Raw genomic sequence first — 13126 nt, forward strand, 5'->3', positions numbered from 1 at the left:
CCACTATGTATGACACAACGACGACGACCGGAAAGGACATCAGCGTGACCGATGTTAAGATTTCAGCGCGCGACGTGCAGGTTTACTATGCCGACAATCACGCCATCAAGGATGTCACCGTGGACATCGAAGATAAGACGGTCACAGCCTTTATAGGCCCGTCCGGTTGCGGAAAATCCACGTTTCTGCGGTGTTTGAACCGGATGAATGACACCATCGATATCTGCCGTGTTGAGGGCAAAGTCGAGATCGATGGTGAGGATATCTACGACAAACGGATCGATCCGGTGCAACTGCGGGCCAAGGTCGGGATGGTGTTTCAGAAACCAAACCCTTTTCCAAAGTCGATCTACGACAACGTGGCCTATGGTCCCCGTATTCACGGGATGGCCAAGAACAAGGCCGATCTGGACGAGATCGTTGAAAAGGCTCTGCGGCGGGGTGCGATCTGGGACGAGGTCAAGGACCGCCTGGATGCGCCGGGAACGGGGCTCTCTGGTGGTCAGCAGCAGCGTCTGTGCATCGCGCGGGCTGTGGCGACCGAGCCTGAAGTGCTCCTGATGGACGAGCCGTGTTCGGCCCTTGATCCGATTGCCACAGAACTGGTCGAAAACCTGATCGCCGATCTGCAGCAGAACTATTCGGTGGTGATCGTCACCCACTCGATGCAGCAGGCCAGCCGGGTGAGCCAACGCACAGCGTATTTCCACCTTGGCGAGATCGTGGAATATGGTGACACCGCGCAGATTTTCACCAACCCGCAGGATCAGCGGACGGAAAACTACATCACCGGGCGGATTGGATAAGCAGATGAATACTTCCCCACATATTTCCCGCGCGTTTGATCGCGATCTCGAAGCCATTCAGGCCAAAATCATGAAAATGGGCGGTCTGGTTGAAGTTGCTATTCGCAATGCTGGTATTGCTCTGGAAACCCGAGACATTGAACTGGGGGAACAGGTTCGCGCTGGTGACAAGGCGATCGACATTCTGGAGGAACAGATCAATGAGGATTGTGCCCGTGTGATCGCGCTGCGCGCACCCGCCGCGATCGATTTGCGTGTCATCCTGTCGGTGATGAAGATTGCCGGAAACCTTGAGCGGATCGGGGACTACGCAAAGAACATCGCCAAGCGCACCTCCGTGCTTGTCCAGCAACCAGCGGTGGGGGAAACCGGCATTTCGCTGCGCCGTCTTGCGCGCGACGTGGACCGGATGCTCAAGGACGCGCTGGACAGCTATATTCAGCGAGACGATGCGCTGGCGCTCGATGTAATCGATCGCGACCGCGAAGTGGACCAGATGTACAACACGCTGTTTCGCGAGTTTCTGACCTTCATGCTCGAAGATCCGCGCAACATCACCGCCTGTATGCACCTGCACTTCATTGCCAAGAACATAGAACGCATGGGCGATCATGTGACATCAATTGCCGAACAGGTTGTCTTTCTGACCACCGGGGAAAAGCCCGATGAGACGCGGGTCAAAATGGACCGTACCTCGGTCGATGCTCAAATGAGCGACCCTCAGGCCCTGGGTCTGGGCGAGGAATAATCCATGAGTGCGACAAGCCCACTGGTGCTGGTGGTCGAGGACGAACCGGCACAACGTGAGGTGCTGGGCTACAATCTTGAGGCCGAGGGCTTTCGGGTTGCCAGGGCCGCGGACGGCGAAGAAGGTCTGCTGCTGCTGGACGAGGAAACACCGGACATCATTGTGCTGGACTGGATGCTCCCGACCGTTTCGGGGATTGAGGTCTGCAGGCAGATCAAAACCAGATCAGACACCCGCGGTATCCCGGTGATCATGTTGTCTGCACGCTCTGAAGAAGTCGACAAGGTGCGCGGTCTTGAAACCGGTGCGGACGACTACGTGGTCAAACCCTACTCGGTGGCCGAACTGATTGCCCGCGTGCGTGCACAATTGCGGCGGGCCCGTCCAGCTGCGGTCGGGGTCATGCTCGAATTCGAAGACATCATGCTCGATCCTGAAACCCACCGTGTGACGCGGGCGGGAATCGCGCTCAAACTTGGGCCCACCGAATACAGGTTGCTGGCACATTTCATGGAAAAGCCGGGGCGCGTTTACAGCCGGGAACAATTGCTGGACCGGGTTTGGGGCAGGGACATCTATGTCGACACACGCACCGTTGATGTTCATATCGGCCGCCTTAGAAAAGCGCTCTGCGCCAATGGTGGTGACGATCCGCTGCGTACCGTGCGCGGTGCGGGATACGCCTTGGGTTAGATCCTATTGCCCGGGCGGCAAAATCTGCTTGAAATTCGGATCACGGGCGTCAACTCTTGGCCGGTCGGGACAACAACAAGGGTTGGGATGATGCGTATCCTGTTTGGTTTACTGGGCTTTCTGGCTTTTGCGAATGTCGCGGCTGCACATGAAGTGCGGCCAGCCATTGGTGATATGTCCGTGGCGGATGGCAAGCTGAGTCTGTCGCTGCAACTGAATGCCGAAGCGTTGTTGGCTGGCATTGATCTGGAAGGTGTCGAAGATACCAATGACACCGACGGGTCCGACCAAGTCGATGCTTTGCGCGCGCTTGCGCCCGAGGTGCTGGCTGAACGCCTGCGTGCCTTTGCACCCGAGCTGTCCGACGGTTTGGCGGCCAAGGCGGGCGGCACGGCCCTGACGCTTGCGCTGAGCGAAGTCGACGTCGATGAGATTGGCAATGTCGAGCTGCCACGGGACAGCCGCGTGCGCCTTGAAGCAGCGCTGCCCGAAGGCACTCAGAGCGTTGAGATCAGCTGGCCTGCCAGCTACGGCACGCTGATTTTACGGCAGGTCGGGGTTGAGGACGGCTATACCGGCTATTTGGCGGGGCAAAGCAGCGGTCCAATCGCCGTTGAAGGTGGTGATGCAAAAGGGGCCTGGGCCACATTCGGGTCATATATCCCGGTCGGTTTCGACCATATCCTGCCCAAAGGTCTGGATCATATCCTGTTCGTGCTGGGCCTGTTTCTGTTGTCGACGCATCTTGGAACGCTGATTTGGCAGGTATCAGCCTTTACGCTGGCTCATACAGTGACATTGGCGCTTGGCGCCTTGGGCTATGTGAATATTCCCGGCTCTATCGTCGAGCCGATCATTGCCGCTTCGATTGTCTATGTTGCCGTCGAGAATATCGTTTCGGACAAGCTGCACAAATGGCGGCCCTTGGTGATTTTCGTGTTCGGCTTGCTGCACGGGTTGGGTTTTGCATCGGTCCTGGGCGACTTTGGTCTGCCGGAAGGGCAATTCATTCCGGCCTTGATCGGCTTTAACATCGGCGTCGAAATCGGGCAGCTGACCGTCATTGCAATCGCGTTCCTTCTGGTGGCACTGGCTCAGCGGGTGGATCGCGGCGAAGCGGATGTGCGTACGGGGCAAATCACCTATGGCGTCTTGGCTGTGGCCTTTGTTGCGCTCGGCTTTGTCTTGAACGGTCCTGGCTTTGTGCAGACGATGGGCGCAGGCGCTCCGGTGTTCTTCTGGCCGCTGGCGGCCGTTGCCGGGCTATGCGTGCTCTCGGCCAGTTTCATCGATCATCTGGATGCCTACCGCAAATTCGTGGCGGTTCCCGCATCTTGCGGCATCGCACTGGTTGGCGCCTATTGGTTCGTTGAGCGCGTTTTCCTGTAAACGTGACATGAATGCGTTGGGCCAGCGCTGGGTTGGCCCAACAATTCCTTTTCCGAAAATGCGCTGTCGCTAGGCGGCAAAGAAATCCGAAAGAACCGTATTGAACAACTCGGGCTTTTCCATGTGCGGAGAATGCGCGCAGTTTGGAATGACCGCCAAGCTTGCATTGGGCAGCGTCCGCCAAAGCTGTTCGGTTTGGCTCCAGGGGTAGGTGCGATCATGATCGCCCCAAACAACCAAGGTATGCGCTTCTAGTGTCGGCAGGTTTTCTGTGCCGTTCCACTGGTTCATTGCATCCAGCCCGCTGAGGATCGCGTCGATGTGACTGCGCTCTGCAATCTGGGCGCAGGCGTTATAAGCCAGTGATTTGTCGCGCTCCAGAAACCAGGTTGCCGAGATTCGTCGCGCCGTAGCAGTCGCTCCATCCGCCAGCGCGCGCTGCTTGGATGTTTCGATGGTTTCAAACCGGCCGGGCAGAACGCCCTGAGCACCGGTCCCATACAGAACCAGTTGCACCACCCGGTTGGGCGCCTGAGCGACCATATCCTGAGCAATCATTCCGCCCATGGAATGCCCCACGAGATGAAAGCGCGTTATGCCCTGATCCTTCAATTCCTGCAGAACCCATGCCGCATAAGCGTCGATGCTGCTGAGAGGTTTGAGGTGGGCATTGTCACCAAAGCCCGGCAGGTCGACCGTGACCATCGGAGCGCCTTCAAAGGCGTCCTGCTGCGCGGCCCATTGTTTGCTGCCGCCCATGAACCCGTGAACGAAAACGACCGGTATCATCTGCGGCCGCCCTGAACGATCCGGTCAAGGATCATTGCACAGAACAGGATGGAGAAGCCGGCAAGAATACCTTGACCCACGTTTGCGTATTGCAGCGCTTCCAGAACGTCTTCGCCCAGACCCTTGGCGCCGATCAGCGAGGCAACAACAACCATGGCCAGCGATAGCATGATGGTCTGATTGATGCCCGCCCGGATTGAGGGGCTGGCCAGCGGCAAATCCACCTTGGTCAGCAGATACCATTTGTTTGCACCGAAACTGATGGCGGCTTCGCGGACGCTTTCCGGCACGCCGCGCAGGCCCAGCACGGTCAGTCTCACCACGGGTGTCCCACCAAAGATCATGGTGGTCACGACAGCCGCAGGCTTGCCTGTTCCGAAAAAGGCAATCACGGGGATCATGAAAACAAAGGCCGGCATGGTCTGCATGAAATCCATGATCGGTTGGATGAAGGAATAAAACCGCGGGCGGCGGGCCGCAAACATGCCCAGAGGGATGCCGATTATGATCGACAGGCACGCAGCGGTGCCCAGCAGGGCCAGAGTTGTCATGGCCTTTTCCCAAAAGCCCAGCAATCCCATGTAGGCAAGAAACGCACCGGAATAGATCGCCATGCGCACGCCGGCGGTTAGCCATGTCAAAAGCACGATCAGTGCTGCGATGACGATCCATGGCGTGCTGACAAACACCAGTTCCAACGCGTCGAGCACCAGCCGGATGCAATAGGTGATTGCATCGAACAGGGCCTCTCCGTTCAGAACGGCCCAATTGAAGAAGGCCTCGACCCCATCAATGCTGACCAGCCGGATGTCCGGGTCTGTCGGAAAATCGCTGAGCAGCGAGAACCGGCCCGGAAACGAATAGTGCAGCATGGCGGCTGATACGATCAGAACCATGAAGACGGCGCTGAAGACGATCTGTGAGACAGGCATGCCGGATCGAACGCTCCGGTCGGACAGCCATTCGGAGAACCGCGCTTCCAGCGCCCAGTTCGCCATGAAGGCCTGCACCAGTTTGACGACAATAAGAATGGCCAGACCGGTCATCGCGATCGAGGGTCCTTCGGCGGCCAAGGCTTCGGCCTCGGCGCGGATACCGCCAATATTTGCCTCAAGGGAATCCACCGTGCGTTGGTAGACGTCGACCTTGTCCGAATTGTTTTCAATCGCCGAGGCCAACTGCTGTTTGCGCAATTCCAGCGTGCCTTCGATGGACGCGATCCGCGCCATGGCGTCGGCGGCCAGATCCCCGAACAGACCGCGGGCAATCTGAACGAAACCCAAGGCTTCGAGGATCAAAAAGGGCAGGGCCCAGTTCCACAATCCACGCGCGCCGAACCAGATCGGACCGAATAGGCCCGCCATAAAGTTGAAGGTGGCCGTGAACGAGGCGGAGGCACCAATCTTGTCGAACATACGGATGTAGTAGTCCGGACTGGTGCGCACAAAGGTGCGGATGTTTTCGCGTCGCTCTTCGGCATAGGCCACTGCCGCATCCGATGATGTGTCTTCAAGCGGGTTCACACCAAGATCGCTGTTTTCTTGGGTCATGATACTTCTGTCCCTTCAATCACGGTGCGCAACAGATCGGCGCGGGTGATGATGCCGAGGTCCTTGCCGTCTTTTTCGACGACAATGGGGTTGTCGTCATCGATGGCCATGTTGATCAGAGTGCTGAGCGTTTCATCTGGACCGACCCGCAAGGCTTGGGCCGCAAGAGGGCCATTTTTGGCGACATGGTCCTCAATCGGTTGCATGACCGCATGGGCGTGAACGACCTTGAGCCGCGAGATGCCAGCGACAAAGTCGGCGACGTAGTCATCGGCCGGATCCATCACGATGTCTTCGGCGGTTCCGATCTGGACCATCTGGCCGTCACGCATGATGGCAATGCGGTCACCGATGCGAACCGCTTCGTCCAGATCGTGCGTGATAAAGATCGTCGTCTTTTTCAGGATCTTGCTGAGCCTGATGAATTCGTCCTGCAATTGGCGCCGGATCAACGGATCAAGCGCGGAAAACGGCTCGTCCATCAGCAGAACGTCAGGGTTGGCTGCCAAGGCGCGGGCGAGGCCGACACGCTGCTGCATGCCGCCGGACAACTCATGCGCAAACTTGGCACCCCATGCGCCCAGTTCAACAATATCGAGGATCGCAGCGGCCTGACGCATCCGTTCGTTCTTGGGCACCTGCCGGATTTCCAGAGGCATGGCCACATTGTCGAGAACCGAGCGGTGCGGCATCAAGGCAAAGTTCTGAAAAACCATGCCGATCTTCTGATTGCGAAACTTCTGAAGCGCCCTTGGACCAAGGCCCATCACGTCAGTGCCTTCGATTTCGATGCGGCCCGCCGTCGGTTCAAGCAAACGATTGAAGTGACGCACCAACGTGGACTTGCCACTGCCGGACAGGCCCATGATGCAAAAAATCTCGCCACGGTTCACTGACAGGCTGACGTCCGCGACGCCTACGACGGCGTTGTATTCGGACAAGACCTGAGCCTTGGTCAACCCACGCTCGCGCACCGCACGCAGGGCATCTTCGGCGCGGGCTCCGAATATCTTCCAGACATTGGAAATCTCAACGACGGTGTCCTGAGCCATGTCGCATCTCTTTTTCAAAATAAGAGGGGAGGAGAATGCGGCACCGACGTAGCCAGCCGGTGCCGCGGGTTCACTGAAAGATTACAGACCCAGCATCGCGTCAACGCGATCTGAGTTTGCCTCGACCCATGCTTTTGCGGCATCGGCCGGATCAACGCCATTGGCAGAGATTTCGAAAGCGAGTCCGCTGACGTCATCAGCTGTCAAAGAGAAGTTGGCGAAGAATTCTGCGATCGCAGGCGAGCGATCCTCAAGCGAGTTTGACCAGGCGATCTGAACGTTTTTCAGCGCGTCTTTGGTCGCAACCGACGACTTGTTGTACCAATCCGCATCGTCGGAAGGCTGGACCATGGTGTATTTGGCCGGGTCATATGTCGGCTCGCTCAGCATTTCCACGTCGAACATGAACCAGACCGCATGTGGCTTGTAGCAGTAGAAGGCATAACCTTCGCCCTTGGCGATGCTGTCCTTGATGCGCGCGGTTTTCACGCTTTCTTCGGCGCGAATGGGTTCAATGAAGTCCAGAAGACCGTAGTCGCGGGTCTTGACCTCGTTCACGTTGGCAGAGGCCCAGCCTGGCGCGCCGATCCACATCTCGCCCTTGCCGTTGCCGTCGCTGTCCATCAGTGCCGCAACATCCGGGCGGCCCAGATCTGCGATGTCAGTGATGTTGTTGGCTTCGCCAAAGTCCTTGGTGACGCAGAAACCCTGGTTGCCTTCGTAAGGGTTCGACGAAAGGGTCACAGTGCCTGCCTCGTCGACATATTTCTTGGTAAAGCTTTCCTGGTTCGGCAGCCAGACGTCTGGGTGCACGTCGATGTCACCTTTGCCCTGATCCATCGCCTGAAAGATCGTTGCGTTGTTGCCGGGCACATATTCGACCGAGCCGCCAATGCGCGAGGTGACGATTTCACCCAGCACGTGGCCGATCGCCTGGGCGCCAGTCCAGGACGGCAGGCCGATTTTGACTTCTTCGGCGGCAAAGGCGGGCAGGGCAAATGCGCTGACAGCTGCGGCCAGGATATGGGCTTTGAAGTTGGTTTTCACAGTCTTCTCCTCAGTTGGATCATGCCGGGTCCGGCATTGATATGAGTTGGTTCATTGTCTGCACCATTCGGCGCTTGTTGTTGGCTTTCGCGAAAGTGAGCGGATTTGCCGATACGGCCCCGCTTATGCGTACCAAAAGTGTAGGGGCAGGGTTTCGCGTGGCGCAAATTCGAACATCTCATAAAACTATTCCAAATTTGCATGATATGAGTTCACCATGGAGAATTCCTGACTTCCGAGAGGGTGATTCCGCGATGGACCTGAACTGGCTGCGTGATTTTGAATGCCTTGCGCGAACCTTGAACTTCACGCGCGCCGCTGAGGAGCGGAACATCACGCAGTCTGCTTTCAGTCGTAGAATCAAAGCCTTGGAGAGCTGGGTCGGCTTGCCGCTGGTCAATCGGGCGACCTATCCGATCCAGATCACCGAAGCGGGGCGGCAGTTTTTACCGGTTGCGCTGGCCGCTGTTTCGCAGCTGACGGATTCGCGGCAGGCCATTCGCGATGCCGGCGTGAGCGACAGCCGCTTTATTCGTTTTTCGGTGCTTCACACGATTTCGGTTAATTTTTTAGCACATCGGATCGAAGAGCTGCAGGAAATCATCCCCGATTTGCGCACGCGGGTTATTTCCGATTCTCTGAGCTCGTGCTGCGAGCTGCTGATCGAAGGCGCGGTGGACATCATGATGTGCTACTACCACGCCTCGGTTTCGCCGCGCATTGATGATGCGGCCTTTACGCGCCGCGATCTGCGCAAGGAACGGCTGATCCCCGTGGCCGCCGCCGCGCCCGCAAAACAGCACGGGTGGAGCCTGACCAACCGCACCGGCACACCGATCCCATATTTGGCCTACGAGCAATCGTCCTTCCTTGGGATGGTGGTGGACAGCATCGTGCAGAAACGGCCCATGCGGGTCGAGACGATCTATGTGGACGGGCTGGTCGAGACGATCAAACGCCGGGTGCTGAACGGCAGTGGCTTTGCATGGATGCCAGAAACCGCCATCGAGAACGAACTGGCCGAAGGCACCGTCGTCCCGGTCGGCGGCCCCGACTGGGAAACCCGCCTGACCATCGCCGCATTGGCCAACCCCGAAACCTTCAACGCCCAAACACGGGTGCTGTGGGATTTGTTGTGAGGGGGGCGGGCGGAATTCTTCGATCACATAATCTGGTGCAAATGTGATTATGCCCGTGCGCGCAAACCGTGCACCATTGGACTGCAACATCACGGCGCGGCGCTACCAAACTTTCTGGGCAAGTGCCCATGAATAGCCGGATGTATAAGTCGAGATTTTTCGCTGCGGTCGGCAAATAAGAATAGAAGGTCCAGTCTTTGTGTTTGCAATCCTAACTTTCCCCCGGGTTTTCATCTTTGGCGCTGCCTTTCTGTTTGGCTCGATTTTGGCGGACGACCTGAAGGCAGAAGGCAGCAACCCACTCCCGGACTACGTGATCGAGGCGTTTGGCCATCCGCCACCTGTGCCGGAAGGGCCATTATCTCCGGCGATGCAGTTCGCCCTTCGCGTCGCGTTCGTTGATAGCGTCACATTGTCGACATGGGATGAAAACCAGACCCTGGCCTTGGCGGAAATTGCCAGTTCCGAAGACCCCCGTTTGGCGTGGCTCATCAGCGATCTGATGCGATTTGTTCCGTCCGAGCGGCTGAATGCGGCATTGACAGATGCCGCCTCTGAGTTGCTTGGCAAGCAGCTCCCGCTTGAAAACAGTTGGGGTGCACTGACCGATCATCTCATCGCTTGGGACATCCCGGCTCCGCCACAATATTTGCGGTTCAAAAGCGCCATTTTCACCGGCCTCGTTCCCGGTTGGGATCGCTTGTTCGTCGAAGGTGATATTGACTGGCGGCTGGTGTCATGGGGGGGTGTTCTTATTGATGACCGTCCTTATGATACCACCGACAATGGCTGCAATTGCATCCCTGCGGCTGACAATCCGGTGGTCACCAGCGCAGAGGACGCGAGATGGCTGAAAGACGATGACATCGTCTTTGGCATTGAGGTGAACGGGGAATACCGTGCCTATCCAAGACGCATCATGGAAGTCCGCGAGATGGTCAACGATACGCTGGGTGGGCGCGATCTAGGAATCCCTTACTGCACCTTGTGTGGCTCGGCGCAGGCCTATTTCACAGACGGTTTGCCGGATGGGATCGATCGCCCAATCTTTCGAACTTCCGGGCTACTCGTCAGATCGAACAAGGTGATGTACGACATCAATACCTATTCTATCTTTGATACATTCCTAGGCCGTGCAGTCACCGGGCCGCTCGCCGAAAAGAAACTGCAATTGGAACAGACGGCCGTTATCACCTCGGATTGGGGGGCGTGGAAAGCGGCGCATCCCGAAACGACTGTTTTGCTTGAACAATATGCGCTGGGACGTGACCCCGATTTCCGCAACGGGCGTGATGCAAACGGCCCAATCTTCCCGGTTGGCGATGTCGATCCGCGCTTGCCCGTTCATGAGGACGTCATCGGAGTCGTGACGGCAAGTGGACAAGCAATTGCATTCCAAAGAAGCACGGCGTTTGTGGCCTTAGAGCGCGGAGACGAAATCGCCTATGAGAATGTCCGCCTGCAGCTGGATGCAGGTGGTATTCGCGCGGTTGATTTGGATGGATCGGATCTCGGTAGTCATCAGGCCTTTTGGTTTGCGTGGTCGCAGTTTCATCCCGAGACGGAGCTGTGGAGACAATAGTATTTGCTTGTTCTGCAACTGACTGTTCAATTGCGAGTCCAACAAAGCGAGTCCTCAAATTTACGCTGAAGACTGTTCGGAATTGCGCGCCGCAGCTCTGGCTGAGAGAGACGCGCAATATTCCCCAAGAAAACAAAAAACCCGAGGCCTCTGCCTCGGGTTTTTGTGTGTTAGTTCCGAATGTTGTTTACAGCGTGACCCAGCGGTCGGTGTGTTCAAAGGCAAAGTCGTAGCCGCCGAGCGCTGCGGCGCCACCGGTGTGCAGGAAGACCACGCGTTCGTCCTTGAACGCGCCTTTGCGGGCCAGATCGATCAGACCGGCCGCACCTTTGGCCGAGTAGCACGGGTCCAGCAGGATGCCTTCGAGTTCGGCAAACATCCGGATCGCTTCGATGCCGCTTTGGGTCGGCAGGCCATAGCCGTCGCCCACGTAGTCGGTATTGGCCATGACGTCTTCGCGTTTGACCACGCCCGCGCAGCCCAGTTTCTCGGCGGTTTTGCATGCCAGATCATAGACCATCTGTTCCTGTTTCGGCTGGGGCGCGCGGGTGCCGATGCCCAGCACCGGGATCTGGGCGTTCATGGCGCACATGCCCGTGACCAGCCCGGCCTGCGTGCCGGAAGAGCCGGTGGCATGGACCAGACGGTCGATCCGCAGCCCGCGGTCATTGGCCTGAGACACCAGTTCAAAAGCTGCATTCACGTACCCAAGCGCGCCGGTCGGATTGGAGCCGCCGCCGGGGATCACATAGACCTTGCGCCCTTCGGCCCGCATCTTTTCAGCGGCCTTTTCCATTTCGCCGGGCATGTCGTGGCCGCCGGGGAACTTCTGCGTGGTCGCGCCGTGCAGATGGTCGAGCAGAACATTGCCGTTGGTGTTGTAGTTGCCGTCCTGATAGCCGGTGCGGTCTTCGAGCAGGATGTGGCAATCGAGGCCCAGCTTGGCCGCAAAAGCTGCGGTCTGGCGTCCGTGGTTGGTCTGGGTGGCGCCCTGCGTCATGACCATGTCGGCGCCTTGTTCCAGCGCCTCTGCCATCAGAAATTCCAGCTTGCGCGTCTTGTTGCCGCCTGTGGACATGCCGGTGCAGTCATCACGCTTGATCCACAGCTCCACACCCAGCTCTTTCGACAGACGCTCCATCGGTTCAAGCGGCGTGGCCAGATGGGCCAGATGGACACGGGGAAAACGGGCGAGATGCATGGCAGTGTTCCTTTTGCTCTTTGGGCCAATTTATCCGCGCGCTGGCGGCAATCCCAATGCAAATTTCGCATCGCGCCGGGGTGGGTGGCCCCCAAGGGGGCGGAACTGTAAAAGGGGGCGACTTAAGCGGGCGCTGAAATGGATCAAAACCCCTTGCGCCCGTGCCAAACCGCGTCTATACGCGCGCTCACGAACCCCGCAGGCGGGGGCGGGCCTTGGGACAGACATCCCCCAACGTCCACCGGTTGGTGCAAATGCACTGATCCCCCGCCGAGGATTGAAACCGGAAAGGAATAAGGCATGGCTCTTCCTGAGTTCACCATGCGCCAGCTGCTTGAAGCCGGCGTTCACTTTGGCCACCAGACGCAGCGCTGGAACCCCCGTATGGGTGAGTTCATCTACGGTGCGCGTAACGGCATCCACATCATGGACCTTACACAGACCGTCCCAATGCTGGACGCTGCGCTGAATGCTGTCCGTGAAACTGTCGCCAAGGGTGGCCGCGTATTGTTCGTCGGCACCAAGCGTCAGGCGCAGCAGCCTGTGGCCGACGCCGCTGAGAAATGCGCGCAGTACTACATGAACCACCGCTGGCTGGGCGGCACGCTGACCAACTGGCAGACCGTTTCGCAGTCCATCAACCGTCTCAAGCAGATTGACGAGCAGATGGAGCAGGGCGCAGAAGGCCTGACCAAGAAAGAGCGTCTTGGCATGGAGCGTGACCAGCAGAAGCTGCAGGCGTCGCTGGGCGGTATCCGCGAAATGGGCGGTGTTCCTGACATGCTTTTCGTCATCGACGTCAAGAAAGAAGCACTGGCCGTTGCCGAAGCCAATAAGCTGGGTATCCCGGTTGTGGCGGTTGTCGACACCAACTGCTCGCCCGATGGCGTTGACTACATCATCCCCGGCAACGACGACGCGGCCCGCGCAATCGCGCTGTACTGCGATCTGGTTAGCCGTGCCGCACTCGACGGCATGAGCGCTCAGATGGGCGCCGCTGGTGTTGACCTCGGTGCGCTCGAAGAAGCACCCGTCGAAGAAGCCGTCGCCGAAGCGCCTGCTGAGACCCCCGCAGAGGGTTGATTTGGACGGCCTGCATGACGATATGCGGGCTGAACAATCACAAAGGC

12 protein-coding genes are annotated in these 13126 nt (G+C 58.1%); 7 read left to right on the top strand and 5 right to left on the bottom strand.

The genetic code is table 11. The features are described 5' to 3' along the window. The first annotated feature begins 5 nt into the window (after nt 1–5). From pstB to PFY00_RS06090, 4 genes are all read left to right on the top strand, one after another. Complete coding sequence (gene pstB / locus PFY00_RS06075; protein ID WP_271431647.1) at nt 6–806, top strand: phosphate ABC transporter ATP-binding protein PstB; 801 nt, start codon at nt 6–8, stop codon at nt 804–806. A 4-nt stretch (nt 807–810) separates the two neighbouring features. Then, the gene (gene phoU / locus PFY00_RS06080; protein ID WP_271431648.1) at nt 811–1554 is read left to right on the top strand and encodes a phosphate signaling complex protein PhoU; all 744 of its coding nucleotides are present in this window, start codon (nt 811–813) and stop codon (nt 1552–1554) included. Between the two features lie 3 nt (nt 1555–1557). Continuing rightward, the gene (gene phoB, locus PFY00_RS06085) at nt 1558–2247 is read left to right on the top strand and encodes a phosphate regulon transcriptional regulator PhoB (RefSeq protein ID WP_271431649.1); all 690 of its coding nucleotides are present in this window, start codon (nt 1558–1560) and stop codon (nt 2245–2247) included. An 87-nt stretch (nt 2248–2334) separates the two neighbouring features. Next, nucleotides 2335–3636: a HupE/UreJ family protein gene (locus tag PFY00_RS06090; RefSeq protein ID WP_271431650.1), complete on the top strand. Its 1302-nt coding sequence runs from the start codon at nt 2335–2337 to the stop codon at nt 3634–3636. Between the two features lie 69 nt (nt 3637–3705). On the opposite strand, the gene PFY00_RS06095 is transcribed toward PFY00_RS06090, so the two are convergent. The 4 genes from PFY00_RS06095 to PFY00_RS06110 all read right to left on the bottom strand — a co-directional run bounded on the left by PFY00_RS06095 (nt 3706) and on the right by PFY00_RS06110 (nt 8074). Further along, nucleotides 3706–4425, bottom strand: a complete 720-nt coding sequence (locus PFY00_RS06095; RefSeq protein ID WP_271431651.1) for an alpha/beta fold hydrolase — start codon at nt 4423–4425, stop codon at nt 3706–3708. Continuing rightward, entirely contained in the window at nt 4422–5975 is a 1554-nt protein-coding gene (locus PFY00_RS06100; protein ID WP_271431652.1) for an ABC transporter permease, read from the bottom strand. The genes PFY00_RS06095 and PFY00_RS06100 overlap by 4 nt, the downstream gene beginning before the upstream one ends. Then, nucleotides 5972–7027: a quaternary amine ABC transporter ATP-binding protein gene (locus tag PFY00_RS06105; RefSeq protein WP_271431653.1), complete on the bottom strand. Its 1056-nt coding sequence runs from the start codon at nt 7025–7027 to the stop codon at nt 5972–5974. The genes PFY00_RS06100 and PFY00_RS06105 overlap by 4 nt, the downstream gene beginning before the upstream one ends. A gap of 81 nt (nt 7028–7108) precedes the next feature. Continuing rightward, nucleotides 7109–8074 (bottom strand): ABC transporter substrate-binding protein, encoded by a 966-nt coding sequence (locus PFY00_RS06110; RefSeq protein WP_271431654.1) that lies wholly within the window; start codon nt 8072–8074, stop codon nt 7109–7111. A gap of 206 nt (nt 8075–8280) precedes the next feature. Here PFY00_RS06110 and PFY00_RS06115 point away from each other — a divergent pair, with 206 nt between their 5' ends. Together PFY00_RS06115 and PFY00_RS06120 are read left to right on the top strand one after the other, a co-directional pair. Continuing rightward, nucleotides 8281–9213, top strand: a complete 933-nt coding sequence (locus PFY00_RS06115; protein ID WP_271431655.1) for a LysR family transcriptional regulator — start codon at nt 8281–8283, stop codon at nt 9211–9213. Between the two features lie 199 nt (nt 9214–9412). Continuing rightward, nucleotides 9413–10795, top strand: a complete 1383-nt coding sequence (locus PFY00_RS06120) for a DUF3179 domain-containing (seleno)protein (RefSeq protein WP_271431656.1) — start codon at nt 9413–9415, stop codon at nt 10793–10795. 187 nt (nt 10796–10982) lie between these two features. On the opposite strand, the gene cuyA is transcribed toward PFY00_RS06120, so the two are convergent. Continuing rightward, nucleotides 10983–11996: a D-cysteate sulfo-lyase gene (cuyA, locus tag PFY00_RS06125; protein ID WP_271431657.1), complete on the bottom strand. Its 1014-nt coding sequence runs from the start codon at nt 11994–11996 to the stop codon at nt 10983–10985. Between the two features lie 300 nt (nt 11997–12296). On the opposite strand from cuyA, the gene rpsB reads away from it, so the two are divergent. Next, on the top strand, nt 12297–13079 hold the full coding sequence (rpsB, locus tag PFY00_RS06130) for a 30S ribosomal protein S2 (RefSeq protein ID WP_271431658.1): 783 nt from the start codon (nt 12297–12299) through the stop codon (nt 13077–13079). The last annotated feature ends 47 nt before the right edge of the window (nt 13080–13126 follow it).

It is taken from the genome of Thalassococcus lentus (assembly GCF_028023555.1).
Classification (GTDB): domain Bacteria; phylum Pseudomonadota; class Alphaproteobacteria; order Rhodobacterales; family Rhodobacteraceae; genus Thalassococcus_A; species Thalassococcus_A lentus.

Excerpts from the sequence above, each read along its gene's own strand:
- pstB (WP_271431647.1), top strand. The coding sequence starts at position 6 with ATGTATGACACAACGACGACGACCGGAAAGGACATCAGCGTGACCGAT.
- phoU (WP_271431648.1), top strand. The coding sequence starts at position 811 with ATGAATACTTCCCCACATATTTCCCGCGCGTTTGATCGCGATCTCGAA.
- phoB (WP_271431649.1), top strand. The coding sequence starts at position 1,558 with ATGAGTGCGACAAGCCCACTGGTGCTGGTGGTCGAGGACGAACCGGCA.
- PFY00_RS06090 (WP_271431650.1), top strand. The coding sequence starts at position 2,335 with ATGATGCGTATCCTGTTTGGTTTACTGGGCTTTCTGGCTTTTGCGAAT.
- PFY00_RS06095 (WP_271431651.1), bottom strand. The coding sequence starts at position 4,425 with ATGATACCGGTCGTTTTCGTTCACGGGTTCATGGGCGGCAGCAAACAA.
- PFY00_RS06100 (WP_271431652.1), bottom strand. The coding sequence starts at position 5,975 with ATGACCCAAGAAAACAGCGATCTTGGTGTGAACCCGCTTGAAGACACA.
- PFY00_RS06105 (WP_271431653.1), bottom strand. The coding sequence starts at position 7,027 with ATGGCTCAGGACACCGTCGTTGAGATTTCCAATGTCTGGAAGATATTC.
- PFY00_RS06115 (WP_271431655.1), top strand. The coding sequence starts at position 8,281 with ATGAGTTCACCATGGAGAATTCCTGACTTCCGAGAGGGTGATTCCGCG.
- cuyA (WP_271431657.1), bottom strand. The coding sequence starts at position 11,996 with ATGCATCTCGCCCGTTTTCCCCGTGTCCATCTGGCCCATCTGGCCACG.
- rpsB (WP_271431658.1), top strand. The coding sequence starts at position 12,297 with ATGGCTCTTCCTGAGTTCACCATGCGCCAGCTGCTTGAAGCCGGCGTT.